Origin of the sequence: Chamaesiphon sp., from assembly GCF_041737865.1 — a bacterium.
GTDB lineage: Bacteria > Cyanobacteriota > Cyanobacteriia > Cyanobacteriales > Chamaesiphonaceae > Chamaesiphon.
On the sequence record NZ_JBGSQZ010000207.1, the window covers coordinates 1 to 19,056 of the forward strand.

Consider the following 19,056-nt stretch of genomic DNA (forward strand, 5'->3'; position numbering starts at 1 on the left):
AACTAATCTGCTGTATCTGGGCTGTTGTCGCAGCCATCGAGCTACTTGAGGATCTAGCGATATTAGTAAGGATTCTTTTTTCTCGCTAAAGGGTTTAGGTTTGCGACCAGAACCAATTCTACTGCCACCTTTTGTCACGATCTAGCACAATCATTTGAAAAAACTATATAATTTTTTCAAATGATTGTCAAGTTCATACATTTGCTTTGCTAGCACAAGATCCGCCAAATAACCCATGCCAGTAGCAGATCGAACACGTTATCTTAGGTTAGCTGCAAGATCGATATCTGCAAAAATATGCCGATATGTCACCTCACCCGCGTTTAACTTATTTCAATGGAGATCTCGTTAAGGGTATAAAGTTGTAAGTTTGATTTCAGAAGATAATTTTTATGAATTGGAGTGAGGCTCATCTACTTAATTCAAAGCAAAAGCTGCTTAATATTAAGCTCCCAGAACATTGTTATGAATACATACGTTTAGTAGCTGCAAGCTTGGGTCACACAAGGGCGAGTACTGGCAATATCCGAAACCTGCTAATTGCTTTAGGTAATGCAGAGTATAGACTGACTCCAGGATCTATCCAGTTCAAAGGGTTTGAAACAATCGAGCGACTTCAAGATTTTATTTCAAGCAAGGTAGCGTTCACTGTAAGTATCAAGACTGATGATGAAGTAATCGATCGCACCGTACTTTGTGGCGAAATTGTGGTTGACATCACAGGTAAGTTCCTTTTGATTGCCTATGCCAGAGAGGTTAATACATTAGAGATCGACAAATTACTGAACAATTTTGAAATTGACATCAATCGCATAGCAGCAGTGCGAACTAGCGAGTTACCGTGGAGTACTTTTGTGCCATCGATTTCTGTGAAATTTCGGCTGAGTCCTCAGTTAATATGTGATTATCTTCCCAGTACAAACGACTTATCCGCAGTACCAGACTCGTTTGGTACCATAATTACTCGAAAAGTTTATAGTTCGGAGCTATTAATTCGTGAGTTAATATCTTATCAAGCAGGTTGTTTTGTACTTTCACCAGATAGTCTTCAGCGAAAAATTCTTGGCAATGTAGAGCAGATACAATGTTTATATAACGATCGCTGACAACTGTGCTGCTCTTAATACATATTTGAGTATTAAAAGTGGATTTTAGTATAGTACTTTAGCGGCTGCTCGGTTGCAATTCGATCGGGGCGACTGTGTTGAAGCGACTTCTCTCTATGATTTAGGGATTGAATCGGACGCGCGGAACGCAGAATCAATTTTTCAGCATGGGAAATATCAATAATTTATTTCTTAGGTAAAAAATTACTCTAGAGCGAGTAGGTATTAACTTAGCTGCTTGGAAAGCAGAGAGCCTAGAAAACGAGTTTCCATTCAGGTGAGATCCCCAGCGAGAAGGGATGCTAACGCCGCTCTACCGCTACCATTGCTGAATACGTTTTCATTCAAGTGAGATCCCCAGCGAGTGGGGATGATGAACATGAAATTCGTGCAGCCGTTACGGGAACGGTTTCCATTCAGGTGAGATCCCCAGCGAGTAGGGATAGAAACATCTTGAAGCTCAATAGCAAACTTTGCAAAAGTTTCCATTCAGGTGAGATCCCTAACGAGTAGGGATATTGATTTACGATTAACCACGTAATTATTGCCTAATTGTTTGTTTCCATTCAGGTGAGATCCCTAACGAGTAGGGATAGTACCTATATTAAACCCAAAACCAGAGCCAATTTCAACACCCGTTTGCGAGCCTCAGCTAAAAACCTACCCAAAACGAGCGTCATCATCCCGATCGACACCCCTCAAACCCATACAGAGCAACCTATCGAGGCTCCCGACGAGAACATTGGGTTTCAGCGATTCTGCGTGAGGGTCGCAAATCGATCGATTCGGCTCATGATAACTCGATCGCTTTCCTAATGCGATTGTGTACGCTAGTAAACAAACTAGCTCGATCGAGAGTCGAAAAAGACTGCCCAGTCAGAATATTTAGACAACCCAATAGTCGCGCCTGCCATTGCGATCGATCTTGAAGATCTTCGCCCCAAGCCTGTAACAGTTCCGGCGCGGACATCCCGCCCAACCGATGGGACAATCTGTTGCGGATGTTCTTACAATCTTTCGACCAAAAATACTCAAAATCGCCTTTTAAAGCAGCCGGAAGAGACACCTTTAATATTTCCCTTTGGACTGAAATCAGCATCCATATAACATGAGGTTCAATTTCACCTCCATCTATCTTTTTATTCTTAAAAGCCTCCCTGAGTTTTTTACTTGAATGACTCTCCAGGATTGACTTAAAGACAATTGGACTATCTTTTTGGTCGTCGTGGAAATTGTCTCCAAGAGTCACTTTTGCCCACTCTAACAAACCACCTTCAACCGCGCGAAAGCTATGCAGCATCGCTTCAGCGACGTTATTTTGCTCTAGTCGCACCACTGCCAAATATGCTTGTTCGTAAGCCATCCACCACCAAGTCTGGCTCTGTGCTTGGTGGGGAGAATCCAAAGTATGGGCACTAACAAGGGTTGAAAATACGTGAAATTCGCCCCGATTCCAGGCAATTCCGGCTTCGAGTAAATCGGATACATCTCCAAGATTTTTAGCGTGAAAATAGGGTTTTAATAGCTCCTTAGCACCAGCATAGTCAAACCTGTCAAGCAATCCTAGAGCCTGTTGTTGAGTCCGATCCCAGAGATAGTTGGTACCTAGAAACGGCCCAGTGTAGTCTGAGGGCTTCCCTGCTTGGTTGTTTCGCTCATTTTCATGAAACTCAAAAAATTTGATGCGCTCGCCGTACAGACTCAATCCTGAGGTTCTCCCCGCTTCAGAAGTTTGCCCTACACCACCTTTTAAACCCAACCAAATTTCTAAACCTGCGGCTGACTCGATCTCTTCGCGCCAAGTTTTCCGCCACCACTCAAACATCGCTTCAAAATTGGATGGATCGGTTCCTTTTTCGCCCAGTGGCAAGATTTTAGTAGGAATACTGAGATTTTTCTCAACCCAAGCTTTGAGGATATTGCAACTATAAATAGTATCTTTATTCCGTTGAATTACAGTCGGTAATTGATTGGTACCAACTAGATATAGCTGCTCGATTTGGTTAGCTTGTTCTGTGAGTAATTTACCCATAATGACAGGTTTAATTCGATCGAGATATTGTTCTAATCGATCGCTCAAATACTGTGTGAGATCTCGATGAGTAATCTTTTCGTCTAGTCCCAAATCATTAATAACTTGAACTCGTTCTGTAAAGTCACCAATACTGTACCAAAGTCCAGATGAGATCTGAAACATCAAGTCGCGGGTGCCAATTGTTGCTATTAAAATTGCTGTCATAAATTGGGGTTAGTTTGTTAGGGCAAAGCCTAAGATAGCGGCGTGAAGGACTCGTTAGTGACGGATGGCTTCGGCTCCGCTCAGTCACCCTTTCCATTCATTTCGATCGCCTCATTTGTGTAGACAATTCAACTCAGATGATGACGAGCGATCGAAATGTGTCGAGATGCTTTCTATACTGCTATGACAGATGTAAACGCATCGTTTCTACCCCGTGTGTGGGGAGTGTTTTTGCAACCTGGAACCACTTCACGGTCGAATCGATTATGTTTTCATTCAGTTTGATTTCCCCGTGTGTGGGGAGGATTTTAAAGACAACTTGATACCGTTAGTTCTGACTTTTAGTTTCCATTCAGTTTGATTTCCCCGTGTGTGGGGAGCAAAAAATATCAGCAACGTCTTTGGGATCGTGAGGTTTCCATTCAGTTTGATTTCCCCGTGTGTGGGGAGTCCATTTCCACAAATAAAGTTGCCCCAAACGGTAACAACAAACTTGTTTCCATTCAGTTTGATTTCCCCGTGTGTGGGGAGAGTTTGCTCAGGGAGCCTTGCCCAACAAGGATTCCAGGAGACAAATCTACGCACCTATTTTCTATTCTCAACAAGGTGCAAATATTAGCAGTAAGTACCTAAAGATAATGCCTACAACCCTTGCTGCACAAAGCATCGACGCAGTATGACGAGAGAATGCAGCTTTGAGATATCGACAGGGGGTGCGTAGATTTTGGTGATATAAAATAGCGTAACTGGCTCAGAGAGAATGATAAAGCCCTAATTTAGAGAAATTATCGAATTTACCGACGAATTGGACGATTGGATCGAGGTGGTGAATTACCAGGGGGCATTTGACCCACAACTAATATAGCACCCTCATTCTGGAGTGCCTTGGCAAAGGCTAATCGATCGGGATGATCGACTCCAAATAGAGTTACGACTTGATAGGGGTTCGATTCGTGGGGGAAAATTGATTTAATCCAGACAAAAGAGGGCGTTTCTAAAGCTCCGCCGACATTTCTATTACCGATTCTATCTTGATTTACACCTTTGAACTTTTCATCACCATATAAAAAAGTCAAGGCTGAACCTCTGACTCGATCGATTTTGCCTTCCTCTCGCCAATTAGTTACCTCCGCTGGGGGAGTTTGCCCAGGTGAAGGTAATAACCAGACCTGAGCATTGCGATCGAGTGTATCTTGTTGGCGTTGTCGGGGTTCGCCTGGACTACTATTAAAGTTGCCAATGGGCGACTGCACAGATTCAAACGCCGCTCTTAGTTCTTGGAAAAACTGCTGCCATCGATCGGCAGTCATATTTAGTGGTAAATCGCGGTCTTCGATCGACCAATGACAGCCGCGCATCCGACCATTCAACAAATGAATTGGACGACGAGAACCACGACCGACTCCGCCTAAGTGTCCTGCTAATATTAATAGCTTAGAAAGTAGCTTGAGGTGCTGTGGATTAGCAGCTTCTAAGTTGATTTTGCCAGTATATTTATCAGGATCTTGGGAATTGCTGGGATTAAATGCCACCCCAATCGAGAATTTCCCCTGTTTGCTCAACGCACCAAATAATTCTTCTTCGAGGAGTTGAGCATCTTTAACACTATATAGTCCCAAAGCCATCGCTCTAAACCAATAGCGTAAGATCCCCCGAATGGCAGTCGGACGAAATTCTGGTACACCCCGCCAGCTATTTTCCCTTGTTGGTGGTTCACTCCCGTACATTCCTTGCGTCCATAGCTCAAATTCGTAGCTCTTGAGATGAGCGGAAGTTTGAGGTTGACCTAATGCTCGACCGTAACCACTACTAACGCGGGAACCGATACCCGATTTGAGGGCATTATCCAGCCATTGTTTGACAATTGAGACATATTTTTCATACTCTGGTTTAGTTGCCCGCAATCCCATCAAAAAGGTTGGTTGCTCTAGACTCAACAGGGGATGAGGTTCGGGTTTATAGACTGCTTTTTCATTTTGCCAATGCCACTGGGGAGTGGCGATATCTACAGACATACAAGCTTCGGTCGGAAACGCATCCAAAAATTCCACCTTAGCGGCTTTAGCAATGTTGCCTACTAAAATCCCTAAAATATCACTAATTTCCGGCTTAGATTCACAATTTTGTCTCGCCCATGCTCTAGCAGCACCTTTGAGGGATGCTGCGGGGATATAGGGCACACCAAAAACTGGATGAAATACAGGTAATAATAATTCCCGAAATCCTCTGGTACCGCCAACACGCAGCCGCCAGTTAAAGGACACTGCTAGAGTGTTATCCCCTGCAAGCATTTTAGTCCGAGCAGTTAATTTTTGATAAATTGGATCGCAAGTCTTTTCTGCCTTTACTGCTGCTGCGAGTACAGGCTGTGAGAGTTCACCGCCTTTGCCATCATCTCCAAATTCAGCATGGTTTAAAGCTTGTAATGGATTCCCCAGTTTGCCTGGAGTAGGGCTGAATTTTTTAGTTTCTACATATGCAGTCACAGTACCAATTTGACAGTTAATGCGATCGCACAGCTTCAACTGTCCAGGTAATTTACCTTTGAGTTTATCAGTTAACCCTTTAGCCGTTTTTACTAAATTTTCATCACTAAAATATAGAGTGAGAGTTTTATTACTATAATCACCAAATTCAGCTTTTTCAAATGTTTTACCCAGTTTAGATCCCTGTTTTGACTCAGCCTGGATAAATTCTTGCCATACTTTATTAAGTTGTTGGATCATGTGTCTTCTGCCTCACCCAAGACAGTTACTGACCAGAATGACCATTCCCGTGCTAATTCTATGGCTAGTCGATTCAATCCCGTGTATTCGTGAATACCCATTTCCATCAAGCTTTTAGGATTCCTGTAGTCAAATTCGACCTTAGTTAATTCCTTCAAAGTTTTTAGAAATTCTTGATAAACAACTCCCTTGTAGCGAGTATCTTCAGATCTAGCATCACTGTATTTAAGACCATCGCCAGCTAATCGATGCAAGCCCCAACTTGAAATATAGGATGGTAAACTTTGAACGATACCACTAGCTTTTTTACGGCTGTTAACTTGGACAGCTTGTTGAACAGATTCTAAACCAGTGTAAGCAGAAAGACTAAAATTACGAGTGTCTAATTTCAACATTGTTTACGCTCCTCGGTGATGATTAATTTCAACTGTGGTGTTGTCTGTCCACCCTCGACCCAAACCTTCTAATCCACCAAATTGTAATTTATCGTTAAGCGTATTTTTGAGAGATGCTCTAACTAAATCTGTTCTGGCTTCAGACTTAGACGGTTTCAAGCCCCAAGGGAAAAACAGTACTGTTTCAGATGGAATCGCTTCCTCCGAACGAAAAGATCCACCCGCAACTGTTTTCTCATCTTCCTTGAGTGCAACCCTTACCTCACGCTGTAAACCTGTTTCCACTAATGCACCACAATCGCTGTCGGAAACAATGATGAGTTTGTGCTGAAGATCGAGAATCCCGTTACCATCGGGTATTTTAGCAAAGGCTTTCCAGCAGTCAGCTTGAGGATCGATCGATTCAATTTCTTCTGCCGTTATTCGTGCGCCCTGGAGATAGATCTGTTGACCCTTAACAGAGGCGATTGCACTCTTACCGCCATCTTCCCTAGTTTTAGATAAAGTATCGCGCCAAGTTTGAATTAACAGATCGAGTTTATCGTCGCGGAGCCAGCGATTCCAGCGGCTCAACCAGAGTGGGCAAGTAATCCAAACATATTGATGGCTGTAAGATGCGATCGGAAATAGTAGTAGCGTGGCATCTGCAAACCAGACTTCACCTTCGGTTGGCTGTTTTCCATCTTTAAGCCGTTCGCCAAACAATCCGCCCGCATCATCGGGGTGACTTGTCTCTAATACCGATCGAATTTTACCTCGTAGTGAAGATGATGGCAGATAGGGTAGTTCGGTATGTGTTTCACGAGCGATACCCATCATGTTGCCAGCCTGAGAGCTTGCACCTGTATGTAATGGCGTGAGCAAGTAGCTATAAGTCAAATAGTTCATGTTTTTAGCCTTGATATTTAATCCACAATAATTCTGAATAACCTAAGCTGCGCCAGCGTTTGGCTTTATTGGCGGCACCCTCCTCGTCTTGATAGAGCGACTGTGGTTGATTTAAGTAGTAATTACTCCCTGGTAGAGCTGCAAACACTTGTGCCCTGCCAATGCCAGTAATCGGTATAGATTGACCTGTCGCTACACTCACCAAATTGCCAGGATCTGACTGGTTAGGATTGGAAGTATGGGCTAGTTTCCATTCCCACGGCCAAGCCTGACAGAGTATTTCACCATTGGACGATCGCTCAAATACGCCTGGAGTGACTAGATAAGCGATCGATCTACCATCTTTGTCAAAATTATGCTCAGACTGAGCTTGAATCGCCTGCCATTGCTCTCCTAGCTCATCGCAGCGTTCTAGTAACACCCGATGCCCCTCACCACCTAGTCTCATCGTCTCACCCGTGGGTAATTGGCGATCGATCCCAAAGGCAATACTCCAATCTGGATGCAGCCGCACGGCATTTTCCACAAAGTACCCACTCTCATCTTTTACTTGTCTGGTTCCAGGCTCGATCGAGTTATGCGATCGACTCTCAATTTTCCAGGGTTTCTCTTCACTGTCACCTTTACATTCCCAATCCTTGCTGTCGATCTGTCCCTTGAGATATTTCAACACCACATCAGCGGGGAGATATTGACGATATTTGATAGGTTTAATCTCATCCTCTAGCTCATCTTTATCTCGATGGGAATCGAAGGGTGTAACCAAAGGCTGTGGTGCAGATTTGTCAAATTTCATCTGATTTTCAGCACCAATCCAGGGTAGGGGAATCAAAGGTCGATCGCCCACAAATCCCAACGGACGGGGGAAATATAACTTCTGCTCGTGTTGCACTTGGCGACAGAGGAATGGGCCAGTCAGTTGTAAATCTAGTGTCTCTCCGAGTAAGCCTCGTACAGCTCCGGCGATCGCATCTCCAGTCGGTGGAAATGTACTTCCAGCCCAAGCGCGTTCCCCAGGTGTAAACGGTTTGGCATCTCGCAATAGCAAGACATCCAATGGAATAAGTCGATACCAAAACATTACTGACTACCTCCTGATTTAATTGAAATATCGCGTTTCCGCAGGACAAAAGCAGCGAGTTTCAGCCAATAACCGATTTCATCATCTCTAGTCGATTTGTCATTTGTCTCCCACATTTTGGTCAGCCAATCGCTCATGTGAGTGATAAACTCTTGCTTGAGATCTCGATCGTGGTCTTCTGCGAAGGTAGAGGCTACGCCAACAGATCCACCTAGATCGCGATCTTTAAAAACATCACGGCGATCGCTAAAGGCATTTATCCACGCCACAATAGCTGTATCGCTGGGTACGGGATGTTGTGCCCAAATTTGAGCCGCCTGTTCAAACAAGGCTGGCTCAAATTTGGGATCGACTAAACCGCGCCACATTTTGAATGCTTCAAACTTAGCAGTAGCTTTAAGAACATTCCCGTTTCCATATAACACCCGCACTTGAACGGCATTCTTCTGGCGATGTTCTTTTGCTAACGTTTCACAGAAGTGGTCTTTGGCTCCCGTCTCTGCCTCCCACATCTGTTCGAGGGCGATCGCTAGTGGTACACCTTGATTAGCAATTACAATCCCAAAGCTAATCGTTGCCGCTTCACCCATCGTAAATAGGGGACGATTAGATAAATACTCTGCTGGCAATGTCAGTGGATCTTTCCACCGCCAGTAGTCACCACTACTCTCAAACTCTGGCTCTGGTTTGGGGTCTGACTGCCCTCGGAAGCACTCGCGTACATCCCACAACCATTTATCCCATTCCCACAGATTGGTGTACGCAAGTACGTCATCACCACCGCTGTAGACCAATCGCCCCGCATACCTTTGCTCGGTTAGATACGGTACCAGTTGATTGGAAAAGTCCAACAGAGCGCGACTCAGAGCGGCATGGGTAGATGGCCCCATCCGTTTCTGCTCAGTGATAAAATTATCGAAAGCAACGCCTACTTCCTGACTATTTTGACGAACCTTATCGACTAGATTGGTGGGGAGATAGTGCTGATATTGTTTGAGTTTCTTACCCTTGAGCCACTCACTCATCCCATCGCCGTCACCAGCGGCTAGAACGTACCAATCGGCGGGATTATTACCAGGATAATATTCACTTACCACTCGATCGAGTTCGACTTTGAGTTCTTGCTTTTTATCTTTATCAATTTCCAGATCTTCCACTAGCCAGCCAGGGCTAAGATGGCGAGAATGATATTTTTGCTGAGTTAGACTGAGGGTATTGTCAGTCCAAGGAATGCCACAAATCTCTGGTAGATTCTTGAATTTAAAATTCCGGCTTTTAACTTTCTCTTCTACCGCGTTACAGGCAGCTTTAAAATTTTGGAGATCTGCGGCAGAGCTAGTTTTCAGGTATCCGACGACCCCAGCAGTTAAGTCGGGGTAACTGGCATCGATTCTAGTCGTCTGTGCCAAACCTGGGACTAGTTGAGGGATCGCTAAATGCAATCCGCGCTTGACAACTTCAGTCGCATTGAGCTGCTCTCTACCATCGAATAATCCAGCGTGTTGTTGCCATAAGGATTGAGCTTCTGAGCTAGAAACTTGATGTTTTTTCTCGAACGGATGAACGATCGATCCCAAGCCTGAAATAGTCGATCGAGTATCGAACACCGTCGGTAGTTTCCAAGTCCGAGCATTTTTGATTGCGCTGACATTGGCACGGGTACGATCGAATATATGCGGCCACCAGGAACCGACATTAGCCTTGAAGGGAGGCTTTTGTTTATTTTGTTTGTTTTCTTTACGCTCTTTATCCTCTGCCTCTTTCTTGTTTTTCTCTGCAATCTTGTGAAGAAAATTATCTTCATTTTTCGTAAATAACTTTTGCTTAAAGCCGACTTGAAAAGTCTGATTTTGAGTATTTCTCCAGCTTTGATCCGATCTAATATTGAGATCTGGTACATCCATTTGATGACTAGTTAGTTCCAAATCTTTATCCCCGACTGGCATTGCACTCCAGTAGCTTTGCCATTGAGTCTCAAGCCATCCATTCCAAGTAATATGCTCTTTGACTAGTTTGGGCATCCAGTTACGTTCTGTGCGTAATCGGTCGAATACTAAATCCCCAATTTTGAGCCATTCTTCCCGTAGCAATTGTTTGGCGGTTTGCATTGCTGCATCTACTTTATCTTCTGGCAACAACATCACAATCACGTTAGGAAAACCCGCTGTTAAAAGCTGCCGCTCGGAAGGTGATTTAATCCACTCTTTAAATTCTGGCCATTTTTCTAACAACCAACTATCGATTAATGGTTGTTGAAATAGGCTCGGATATACCAAACTATCGGGGCCATATTGAAGTGCCAATTTCCACGATACCCTAGCCGAAAGGTAGTGTAATAGCCACGAGCCAGCCCAGAAATCGCGCATCTTCCGACTGGCTTTGATTAATTCCTGAACGGGTGTAAAGCTAAATGTCGCCAAATAAGCACGGGATGTTTTTGCTGGCTTGATTTGGTTGCTGGGTTTCAAGTCTGCTAGTGTCAGATCGAATCCGGTCAAAGCTCCAGCCATTGCCGCTGTTAGGCTGGTATGACTCCAGATCGAAGCATCGGGAATCCGCGTCTCCGCAGGCATCAATAAGAGGGCTTCATCGTCGCCCATCGCTTTACATGCTGCGATCGGCAGACATCGCCACAGCCACCAGAATAACCGCTGTGGATCTTCTATTTCGGCGATCGATTTCAGCTCGCCATCTCGATCCCTAATCTTGGATGATTTAAACAGATCGGCTTCTTTCCCTGTCAAAAAATCTAGCCGAGAGCTGCTGCTAACTCGATCGTGTTCTTCTGTCTGAAGTTTGAAATCTGTCAGTTTGCCAGAAAGTAGGTGCGAAATCTTCAAGCCAAGATCTCGATTTCCAGCCTCTGCATAATCCACGCTGACAGATAGATTACCGATCGCACTTCGATCGCTAGCTGAGGTAATGAAATCTGCTAGTTTGATTTGCCTCATCGCTCCGCCCTTAGCTGTTTCTGGGTTTAGTCCATTAGTAACCCAATCTTGCATTACGGCAAGTTGTTGCCACTCGCTATTCCTGCCCCGTCCACTGTCGTCATGCAGGGCTTTGAAGACCGGATCGTGGAGTAGACCCCATATTTTTGCTTGCCAGAATACTTTTGACACGAGCTACTCCTACCTATAACTGCTCTTTGCTTACACCCTTGAATGTACAGCACATGCTGTTCAGATTATAGGTTATAGACAATAATTACTACCGTGTAAACACTGAGGCTTTATCCCAGCTACATCAATAGAATTAAGGTAAATTTGCAGGCAAGTTCAATTATTGTCTTTTAGATAGTAAATTTATGAAAAAGCTGCCAGACGCTCACCCATATCAAGATCGAACAGCTCTCAATCGGCTCCTATTGATAATTGCAGTCTTTATTCGCCAACCAGGAATAGGCTACCCAGAGGAAACTAATCTCTCTCTAACGGGAGAACATCATAATGCCCTGGCTGTAGTTGCTACTGGCTTGGAACAGCTATCGATCGATCTCGGTCGAGAAATTGCCGCTTCTTCCGTACCTACTTTGCGGAAAGATCTAGAATTTTTGCGAAAGTACGGGATTATTGAAGAGCGAATGTATCGCTGGGGCTACTATTTAGGTACGGGCATTTTCTCACATCAGGAATTGCAAGTAGCAGTGCAAGCACTCAAGGATATTGGCGATCGATTGGGAGATCCTAGCGTCCGCGATCTGTACCAAAAGTTAGAAAAACGGTTGCGGGGTTTAGAATTGGGCGAGCGAGATTTGTATCCAGTGAGATCGCAGTTAGATCGATCGATCGTGCATACTAATCCCGATCGAATGCGCGAACAAAAGCTATATCGAGAGACTTTGTTCGATCGATTGTCGGAAGTCGAAACTGCAATTGTCACCGGACAAGGTATCGAAATATATTATGCTCGTGCCCCATACCAAACTGGAACCACTCAACATTTGCAAGTGTATCCCTTGCAATTAATTTATCATGATGTCGCCTGGTACCTGATTTGCGATCTCATTGATTCTAAATATTTAGCAGCAATTAGACTCGATCGATTATCAAGCCATCTGTGTCAACTTACCCATTTACCTCCACGGGGTAAATCGGCTCAACTCGATCGATTAAAAATAGTCAATCGCTTACTCCAAAACGGTTGGGGTCTGAGTTTGGGGAGTCAGGAACAGCAGCTTCAAGAATTGAATGGTGATGAGGGGATTGAAGTTAAGGTACGGTTCTTTGAAAAAGTTGCCCCGTTTATTCAAGAAGGTGAAAAACGTCATCCCCGCCAAAAAATAGTAGTTAAAAAAAATCTCAATGGTAAGTTAGAGTTTATTACTTACTCTACAGTTTTACCAGAAAGATCTCTGCCGGAATTTTTTCGCTGGGTGCGCCGATTTGGCAGTCAAGCGTTGGTTTTAAGTCCAGAAAAATATGTTGAGGAGTTTCGTCAAGAATTAAGGTTGTTAGCTGATTTATATTTAAATTAAGTTTTAACAAACTAATCCCGATCGAGTCTTATCTAGGTGAGATCCCCGGCGAGTGAGGATTACTGACTATCATGCAAAAGCAAATGGCATCCCTTCTAAGTTTCCATTCAGGTGAGATCCCCAGCGAGTGGGGATTCTAAAAAGAGTCTACGTCATGCTTCTTAACGGTCAAATTTACATGTTTCCATTCAGGTGAGATCCTTAACGAGTAAGGATTTATTTAGGCAGATCCACCTTATGACACGCCGTTCACAAAGTTTCCATTCAGGTGAGATCCCTAGTGATTAGGGATCAAAAACTATGATTATCAACAAAACTCCTCATGCAGTGTTTCCATTCAGGTGAGATCCCTAGTGATTAGGGATTTTAGACGAGTGCATCGAGCAGACACAGCCAGCACCCACGTTTCCATTCAGGTGAAATCCCTAGTGATTAGGGATTGTATTAGTGTGGAACGGGCTAATTTACATCGAGTTTGTACCCGCGTTTCCATTCAGGTGAAATCCCTAGTGATTAGGGATATAACAGTCAAGGATTATCCTCGCATCGTGCTATTGAGTTTCCATTCAGGTGAAATCCCTAGTGATTAGGGATATTACCTATATTAAACCCAAAACCAGAGCCAATTTCAACACCCGTTTGCGAGCCTCGGCTAAAAACTTACCCAAAACGACCGTCATCATCCCGATCTACACACCTCAAACCCATACATATCAACCTATCGAGAGTCTCCGACGAAAACACTGGGTTTCAGGGATTTTCTGTGAGGGTCGCAAACCGATCGATCTGAAGATAACTCGATCGAGTCAGCCCAATTCCATCCACTTTTTACTCTGTCCTCAAACAACCTTGCGTTCTCTAATTTTGTCAAAGCTGCACAATACCAATCTTCCATCACCAGATCGTCAATCCTGTCTCAGTTCGCTTGCCAAAATCTCACTATCACCCTTCGATCGTCAATCAGACAAACAAGAGTCCCAGCAAAGCTGTTAAACTTTGCTGAAACCCTTTTCTACTGATGTTTTCCTCCTAGTCGGAATGAGAGGATTTGAACCTCCGACCCCTGCTTCCGAAGGTAGGGTACATACAGACCTTAACCCTTTGGCTGATAAGACTTTGAAGCGTTCTCAATCAGTGAGCCGTGTAGCTGACGGTGTAAACAGATGGGCGGGAGACCCGATTTTTGAGAGGTTAAGGTTTTCGATCGAATGTCAACACTTACATATAGCGTAATTGTCGGTTCGATCGCACCATATATCAAAAATCTCGCTCGCTAGTGCTAATGTATTTGGCAGCACGAATGTCCGATGAAACGGTCGATCGTTAAATTGTCAAACCTGCTTGACAATTGCGATTGAAGCTTAACTTGTCACTAATCAGGCTACCCCAGCAATGAGTACGCTCTTGTCAAGGTTGTGATTGCAGGGATATCCTCTGGAAGTATTGTAGATAATTATGTACTCGATTGTGTTATATTTAATTGCACCTAGCCACTTATTAGTGAATAGCTGAAGTTATGAGTGAAACTTTTAGATCGTTAGATACAGGTAATATTCAAATAGTTAAAGACCGAGATGCTAGCTATTTCAGGATTTATCCCAAGCGCGAATACTATATCCGAAAAATAGATCCGATTGAAGTAGAGGAAGGGCTGACTATAGGGCAAAATGTCAATTCAGATGCTTTTGTCCTCGTCGGTCAAATGGCACCAGGAGTGAGAACTCGGTTGATATTTGCAGATCGGGACAATCCACCGATTGCTGAATTTACGATCCAAAAGTCTCAATTTGCAGATTTAATGCCAAATTCTTTTAACTCTCGGAAACAACACGGTGTTAAAAAAAAGAAGAAGAAGAAGAAATAGACGACCTTTCCCACCCAATCATAGTCAGTGGATATAAGGTTATCATTCCCAAGTATCGGTGATTCGATCGCTAATTGCTGTTTGCAATTATTGACGGCAGAAGACGCGGACAGCGCGAATAACGGTTAAATCTGTACCAGTCCGACGCATTTCGATCCATTGTGCTAATTGTGCGGTTGTCAAAGCTGGGAAAGCCCGACTATTGACAACATCGATATAGACACCATTGTCTAACTGTTTAAATTTAATTACTCCCCCTGCTGCCAGATTTTTTCCTTCCCGTTGATAAACCCAGAGTTCGGGGATGGCGATCGATCGATAGATATCAAATTTATGGTTGGAACGATTGGCGATATCAACTTCTATGGCTAAATCAGGCGGGATATCGCTGCTAGAAATGCTGTTCTCGATGCCTTGTCCGCTCTGAGCATTTTGAATGTAGAAGCAACTATCTGGTTCGATCGCTTTGCCCAGATCTGGGCGATCGATCGTCATCGAACCCAGTCCATTAAACTCATAACCATATTCTTCAGCCAAGGTCATAATAATGGTAGCGAGGAGTCGGTTGATGGTCTCGTGAAGTTGACCGGGCATTCTGATTTCTAATGTCTCTTGAGTGTAAGCAATGCGGGTAGCTCGATTGTCTCCTAGCTGTTGGAGCAGGGAGATATATCCATCCCAATCGATGCCATTAATCTGGATGGCACTACCAGGGGTAAGTTCGATTCGATCGATGGGTGGGGCAATCGCTCTAGTCATGTTGTTGCTCAGGCTCGATGTTCTAATTTTAGCTAAAAGTGGTGGTTCGCACTGGAAGGCTCAATTGATTGATGACGATCTGTTGGTAGTCGAGGCTTGTTTGCATGGTTAATTCTCCATTCTCTATTACTAATTTAATTCATATTCTTCTCGTTCTATAATTCACCCCGAAAGGCTCGGTGTTGTAAGGATGCGAACAGGGTATCGAGATGGGTAAGGGATTCGTGATGTTGGGCTTTTATTGAAGTTCATTTCAAAAACATCACTTAGATTGAAATTAAACCATTGAACATTTGCATTACGCAAATACATCCGCCGATATTCACCAGTTTGCTTTTGTTTATCGAGCATCTTCCCTAATCGGGTCGAACATACTTCACTAAATGGCATTTTTATCCATTCCTTTGGATTTCTCACTGGATCGCCAAACATTTCGATGAAGATCGATCGAGTAAGAACATCAAGATGCTCGATCGATTGTCGCCGCAGTCTTCTAAGTTCTTCCGCTTTATCTAATATCGCCGCGATTCGCTTTTGCCGATCGATCGGGGAAATAGGCACAAATAGATCTGCGATGTTCTTCGCATTAATTATCCCCATAGTTTCACCATGAGACTTTAATTCCATCTGTGAAACTGCCGATGGAGAGCGAAAAAATAACTAAAAAAAGAAGGTGTAATAACTTCAGGATCTAACGATAGTCGTACTAAGCAAGGATTAATAATTCCTGTCTCAAAAATATCAGGAACAACTAATATTTTTCCAAACTATCCAACTAAGCTTACTAGGATATCTCCAGCCGCTACTTCACATCATTTTAGTGTCCAATTCAAATCGGAACGCACTGCGTTCCAATTTGGGAATATCAGATAAAACTGACGCATATTCCGCAGATTTCTAACATTAAAGCCTTTACCAAACTCTGATAATAACCGCTGAGATAGTCCTTGAAGCACCGCCTTCCCATACTCTGCTTGCGCTTCTCCCGCCTGCTCATCTTCCACAATAAACCGATCAATTTGCCAATAGGTTAGTACCATCACCTGATTTACCGCAGATCTTACTTGCCCTCGCGCAGCAGCAATCAGCGCGGAAATCTTCTCGTACAGCAAATTTTCAACGATTTCATCGCTCATCTCAACATCCCCTCCAAATCCTTCATCCCCTGTTAGTGAGTATAACTTTGCTTCATATATCGATCGTCTCCATTAACACGCGCTCTCGAATCCGATTTTTCAACCCATTCTTAGTAACCACATCAACTTTTAAGTCAAAAATTTCACTTAAATAATCTCGAAGTTCAACCAACTCTACAAAAGTCGGGGCTATCTCATAATCAACCAAAATATCAACATCACTCGCCTCCGTCTGCTCCCCTCGTGCATAGGAGCCAAAAATCCCTAATGTGGTAAGTTGATAGCGATCGCATAGCGATTGTTTTTGTGCTGATAAAATTTGCTTTAGCTCATCTATATTTTTCATATCACTTCACAAATTATCTAAATTCTCTAGTAATTGTTTCAATATTTATTTCGATATTTCTCAATCGCCAACTTGAGTTTACCTTGAAGCTTGGGAGGGTGTTCGATCGCAGACATAAATAACTCTCGATCGCGAGCTGTCAAAATAAGTTTTTCGCGTTTATTTGGCGACATCATAATATTGTTCAATTAAGCATTAACGAGTCTGCGAACTGATAATCGATCGCTAACTTGAATAACTTCAATACTGTCAACAGGCAAAGTCACAACGCCCGCAAATAGTCCGGTTACAGTATATATTTCTAACACGCAACCTTCTCGACCATCAGCATCAGTCACATAATCATTTAAAACTGCAACATCACCTTTGACCAGATTGGATTCTGGAAAATCACGATTAATAATCACTTCTTGAAATAAATCTAGCTTCATTTCTAAACCTCCTAATCAGGAATCAATGTAATAAAGCGAAATTGCAAATCAACCGATTGATGCAGCCAAATAGTGACCACGCCTAAATTATACCCGTTGACCCCCTTCAATATCCCTCGCACCTCATAGAAAGTTCCAAATCGGTCGGTTCTATCCTCTACAGCATCATTCTGGGCGATCAATTCCCGAATCGCTAATTCTAAATCTTCTGGATTATTCTGAGTAAATCCGCCTAGAAGTAGAAACTTAGATTTATCGTTACGCGATCGTTCGACCAAAAGATATTGGGTCAGCTTAGGCTCTGGGATAATGGCATCTATTGGTATTTTCACATTAGTTTGAATCAAATTACGATTATCTTAGCATCGCGTTTAAATCCTTCATCACCTGCTGAATCTGCTCCTCCAACTCCGCCAAGGTCTGCAAAACCTCCAGCGGTGGTAAATGCTCTACCTCCTCGTGTACCACCTCCTTATAGCGATTCAGACTCAGATCGTAACCATTCGCCGCAATTTCCGCCTTCGGTACACAGAAACTTTGCGCCGTGCGCGGTCGCTCCTCAGCGGTGGGCGATTGCATCTGAACCCACTGCGCCAACACATCCGGCAGATTATTCTTCAGATGCTCCTCATCCACCAACTCCGACTTAGGCACCACCCCCAGCTTATCCTCAGCCAGTAGCGGCTGACGCTTATCATCCAAACTCCAACCATCCGCCATCACCTCGTAAAACCACACCGCATCCGTTCCGCCGGAATTGGTTTTGGTAAACAGCAAAATCGCCGCAGATACTCCCGCATAGGGCTTAAATACGCCCCCAGGCAACTTAATCACCGCATCGATCTTCTGGTCTTCCACCAAGATCTTTCGCAGGTCTTTATGCGCCTTAGAGGAGCCAAATAGCACCCCATCGGGGACGATTACCGCCGTTCATCCCCCAGCTTCCAACAACCTCAGCAGCAACGCTTTGAGTATACTGCAAACACCGTCTGAATATTTCCTCACTCACATTTTATACTTCACAAAAGTAGCGCAAAGCGATCGAGTAGGCAGTTGCATCATTTTTTAGGATGTAATTTACATCCTAAAATTTTGGCTGAAACTGTTGTGCAGAAACGATTATAGCCCTTCATTGCTATATTTATACGCTTAAACCTTATCCCAGTCTGCTTTTGAGCTATTTTTTTAGGATGTAAATTACATCCTAAAATTTTGACTGAAACTGTTACAGAGCAATAGTTAGAGCAATTCTAAAATTCGAGCGATATCTCCCCCTTTCAAGATCTGATGTTTGACTGTTGCTACCTTTGTAGATGGGATCTTGCGACAACGGGTGCGCCATTTACCGTCTATTTTTTCCTTCCAGCTAATTTGCCATCGCCAGTGCTTGGCATTATTGGGATTGCGAGTACCGTTCACTTTTGGGTATTCGACAACTTCCCCACGTTTGTTGGTTACTTTCTGGGTAAATTGATGGAGCGAACCACTAACTCCTCTGGCTGCTAATCGCATCGCTGCTCCGATTGCGATGGAGAAGCAGTCATTGATGGTTGAGTATCAATGTTTGAGGTTTTCATTTATAATGTAAAAACTATTTTATTTTTGTTT

Annotated in this window: 19 protein-coding genes, 1 pseudogene and 2 CRISPR repeat arrays; of the genes and pseudogenes, 4 read left to right on the top strand and 16 right to left on the bottom strand. The window is 43.6% G+C overall.

Annotated features, from left to right (window positions below; all coding sequences use genetic code 11):
- Positions 1-392: 392 nt before the first annotated feature.
- The gene (locus tag ACEW9J_RS15475) at positions 393-1,106 is read left to right on the top strand and encodes a hypothetical protein (RefSeq protein WP_373546012.1); all 714 of its coding nucleotides are present in this window, start codon (positions 393-395) and stop codon (positions 1,104-1,106) included.
- A 273-nt stretch (positions 1,107-1,379) separates the two neighbouring features.
- On the opposite strand, the gene ACEW9J_RS15480 is transcribed toward ACEW9J_RS15475, so the two are convergent.
- The 7 genes from ACEW9J_RS15480 to cas10 all read right to left on the bottom strand — a co-directional run bounded on the left by ACEW9J_RS15480 (position 1,380) and on the right by cas10 (position 11,557).
- On the bottom strand, positions 1,380-1,595 hold the full coding sequence (locus ACEW9J_RS15480; RefSeq protein ID WP_373546013.1) for a hypothetical protein: 216 nt from the start codon (positions 1,593-1,595) through the stop codon (positions 1,380-1,382).
- 301 nt (positions 1,596-1,896) lie between these two features.
- The gene (locus ACEW9J_RS15485; protein WP_373546014.1) at positions 1,897-3,345 is read right to left on the bottom strand and encodes a hypothetical protein; all 1,449 of its coding nucleotides are present in this window, start codon (positions 3,343-3,345) and stop codon (positions 1,897-1,899) included.
- A 195-nt stretch (positions 3,346-3,540) separates the two neighbouring features.
- Positions 3,541-3,876: a CRISPR direct-repeat array (repeat unit 31 nt; unit sequence CATTCAGTTTGATTTCCCCGTGTGTGGGGAG).
- Between the two features lie 263 nt (positions 3,877-4,139).
- Positions 4,140-6,071 (bottom strand): type III-B CRISPR module RAMP protein Cmr1, encoded by a 1,932-nt coding sequence (gene cmr1 / locus ACEW9J_RS15490; RefSeq protein ID WP_373546015.1) that lies wholly within the window; start codon positions 6,069-6,071, stop codon positions 4,140-4,142.
- Positions 6,068-6,466: a hypothetical protein gene (locus ACEW9J_RS15495; protein WP_373546016.1), complete on the bottom strand. Its 399-nt coding sequence runs from the start codon at positions 6,464-6,466 to the stop codon at positions 6,068-6,070. The genes cmr1 and ACEW9J_RS15495 overlap by 4 nt, the downstream gene beginning before the upstream one ends.
- A 3-nt stretch (positions 6,467-6,469) precedes the next feature.
- Positions 6,470-7,354 (bottom strand): type III-B CRISPR module RAMP protein Cmr4, encoded by an 885-nt coding sequence (gene cmr4 / locus ACEW9J_RS15500; RefSeq protein ID WP_373546017.1) that lies wholly within the window; start codon positions 7,352-7,354, stop codon positions 6,470-6,472.
- 4 nt (positions 7,355-7,358) lie between these two features.
- Positions 7,359-8,435 (bottom strand): type III-B CRISPR module-associated Cmr3 family protein, encoded by a 1,077-nt coding sequence (locus ACEW9J_RS15505; RefSeq protein WP_373546018.1) that lies wholly within the window; start codon positions 8,433-8,435, stop codon positions 7,359-7,361.
- The gene (gene cas10, locus ACEW9J_RS15510; RefSeq protein ID WP_373546019.1) at positions 8,435-11,557 is read right to left on the bottom strand and encodes a type III-B CRISPR-associated protein Cas10/Cmr2; all 3,123 of its coding nucleotides are present in this window, start codon (positions 11,555-11,557) and stop codon (positions 8,435-8,437) included. Before cas10 ends, ACEW9J_RS15505 begins: the two co-directional genes overlap by 1 nt.
- Positions 11,558-11,742: 185 nt before the next feature.
- Here cas10 and ACEW9J_RS15515 point away from each other — a divergent pair, with 185 nt between their 5' ends.
- The 3 genes from ACEW9J_RS15515 to ACEW9J_RS15525 all read left to right on the top strand — a co-directional run bounded on the left by ACEW9J_RS15515 (position 11,743) and on the right by ACEW9J_RS15525 (position 14,776).
- Positions 11,743-12,912, top strand: a complete 1,170-nt coding sequence (locus ACEW9J_RS15515) for a helix-turn-helix transcriptional regulator (RefSeq protein ID WP_373546020.1) — start codon at positions 11,743-11,745, stop codon at positions 12,910-12,912.
- A gap of 24 nt (positions 12,913-12,936) precedes the next feature.
- Positions 12,937-13,506: a CRISPR direct-repeat array (repeat unit 36 nt; unit sequence GTTTCCATTCAGGTGAAATCCCTAGTGATTAGGGAT).
- 45 nt (positions 13,507-13,551) lie between these two features.
- On the top strand, positions 13,552-13,905 hold the full coding sequence (locus tag ACEW9J_RS15520) for a hypothetical protein (RefSeq protein WP_373546021.1): 354 nt from the start codon (positions 13,552-13,554) through the stop codon (positions 13,903-13,905).
- A 523-nt stretch (positions 13,906-14,428) separates the two neighbouring features.
- Complete coding sequence (locus ACEW9J_RS15525) at positions 14,429-14,776, top strand: hypothetical protein (RefSeq protein ID WP_373546022.1); 348 nt, start codon at positions 14,429-14,431, stop codon at positions 14,774-14,776.
- Positions 14,777-14,863: 87 nt separating this feature from the next.
- Here the strand turns inward: ACEW9J_RS15525 and ACEW9J_RS15530 are convergent, their stop codons facing one another.
- From ACEW9J_RS15530 to ACEW9J_RS15570, 9 genes and pseudogenes are all read right to left on the bottom strand, one after another.
- Entirely contained in the window at positions 14,864-15,535 is a 672-nt protein-coding gene (locus ACEW9J_RS15530; protein WP_373546023.1) for a Uma2 family endonuclease, read from the bottom strand.
- Between the two features lie 162 nt (positions 15,536-15,697).
- Positions 15,698-16,162, bottom strand: coding sequence for a hypothetical protein (locus ACEW9J_RS15535; protein ID WP_373546024.1), 465 nt, complete (start codon positions 16,160-16,162; stop codon positions 15,698-15,700).
- A 185-nt stretch (positions 16,163-16,347) separates the two neighbouring features.
- Entirely contained in the window at positions 16,348-16,671 is a 324-nt protein-coding gene (locus ACEW9J_RS15540; RefSeq protein ID WP_373546025.1) for a DUF1016 N-terminal domain-containing protein, read from the bottom strand.
- A gap of 52 nt (positions 16,672-16,723) precedes the next feature.
- Positions 16,724-17,017, bottom strand: coding sequence for a nucleotidyltransferase family protein (locus tag ACEW9J_RS15545; protein WP_373546026.1), 294 nt, complete (start codon positions 17,015-17,017; stop codon positions 16,724-16,726).
- 38 nt (positions 17,018-17,055) lie between these two features.
- Complete coding sequence (locus ACEW9J_RS15550) at positions 17,056-17,193, bottom strand: hypothetical protein (RefSeq protein ID WP_373546027.1); 138 nt, start codon at positions 17,191-17,193, stop codon at positions 17,056-17,058.
- 12 nt (positions 17,194-17,205) lie between these two features.
- Positions 17,206-17,448: a DUF4926 domain-containing protein gene (locus ACEW9J_RS15555; RefSeq protein WP_373546028.1), complete on the bottom strand. Its 243-nt coding sequence runs from the start codon at positions 17,446-17,448 to the stop codon at positions 17,206-17,208.
- Positions 17,449-17,459: 11 nt separating this feature from the next.
- Complete coding sequence (locus tag ACEW9J_RS15560) at positions 17,460-17,780, bottom strand: DUF6883 domain-containing protein (protein WP_373546029.1); 321 nt, start codon at positions 17,778-17,780, stop codon at positions 17,460-17,462.
- A gap of 22 nt (positions 17,781-17,802) precedes the next feature.
- A pseudogene (locus ACEW9J_RS15565) lies at positions 17,803-18,414 on the bottom strand (class I SAM-dependent DNA methyltransferase); the annotation flags it as partial.
- A 273-nt stretch (positions 18,415-18,687) separates the two neighbouring features.
- Complete coding sequence (locus tag ACEW9J_RS15570) at positions 18,688-18,960, bottom strand: hypothetical protein (protein ID WP_373546030.1); 273 nt, start codon at positions 18,958-18,960, stop codon at positions 18,688-18,690.
- Positions 18,961-19,056 lie beyond the last annotated feature (96 nt).

Bases quoted from the DNA above. Each gene is read 5' to 3' on its own strand.
- ACEW9J_RS15475 (WP_373546012.1), top strand. From the start codon at position 393: ATGAATTGGAGTGAGGCTCATCTACTTAATTCAAAGCAAAAGCTGCTT.
- ACEW9J_RS15480 (WP_373546013.1), bottom strand. From the start codon at position 1,595: ATGGAAACTTTTGCAAAGTTTGCTATTGAGCTTCAAGATGTTTCTATC.
- ACEW9J_RS15485 (WP_373546014.1), bottom strand. From the start codon at position 3,345: ATGACAGCAATTTTAATAGCAACAATTGGCACCCGCGACTTGATGTTT.
- cmr1 (WP_373546015.1), bottom strand. From the start codon at position 6,071: ATGATCCAACAACTTAATAAAGTATGGCAAGAATTTATCCAGGCTGAG.
- ACEW9J_RS15495 (WP_373546016.1), bottom strand. From the start codon at position 6,466: ATGTTGAAATTAGACACTCGTAATTTTAGTCTTTCTGCTTACACTGGT.
- cmr4 (WP_373546017.1), bottom strand. From the start codon at position 7,354: ATGAACTATTTGACTTATAGCTACTTGCTCACGCCATTACATACAGGT.
- ACEW9J_RS15505 (WP_373546018.1), bottom strand. From the start codon at position 8,435: ATGTTTTGGTATCGACTTATTCCATTGGATGTCTTGCTATTGCGAGAT.
- ACEW9J_RS15515 (WP_373546020.1), top strand. From the start codon at position 11,743: ATGAAAAAGCTGCCAGACGCTCACCCATATCAAGATCGAACAGCTCTC.
- ACEW9J_RS15525 (WP_373546022.1), top strand. From the start codon at position 14,429: ATGAGTGAAACTTTTAGATCGTTAGATACAGGTAATATTCAAATAGTT.
- ACEW9J_RS15530 (WP_373546023.1), bottom strand. From the start codon at position 15,535: ATGACTAGAGCGATTGCCCCACCCATCGATCGAATCGAACTTACCCCT.
- ACEW9J_RS15535 (WP_373546024.1), bottom strand. From the start codon at position 16,162: ATGGAATTAAAGTCTCATGGTGAAACTATGGGGATAATTAATGCGAAG.
- ACEW9J_RS15540 (WP_373546025.1), bottom strand. From the start codon at position 16,671: ATGAGCGATGAAATCGTTGAAAATTTGCTGTACGAGAAGATTTCCGCG.
- ACEW9J_RS15545 (WP_373546026.1), bottom strand. From the start codon at position 17,017: ATGAAAAATATAGATGAGCTAAAGCAAATTTTATCAGCACAAAAACAA.
- ACEW9J_RS15550 (WP_373546027.1), bottom strand. From the start codon at position 17,193: ATGATGTCGCCAAATAAACGCGAAAAACTTATTTTGACAGCTCGCGAT.
- ACEW9J_RS15555 (WP_373546028.1), bottom strand. From the start codon at position 17,448: ATGAAGCTAGATTTATTTCAAGAAGTGATTATTAATCGTGATTTTCCA.
- ACEW9J_RS15570 (WP_373546030.1), bottom strand. From the start codon at position 18,960: ATGCGATTAGCAGCCAGAGGAGTTAGTGGTTCGCTCCATCAATTTACC.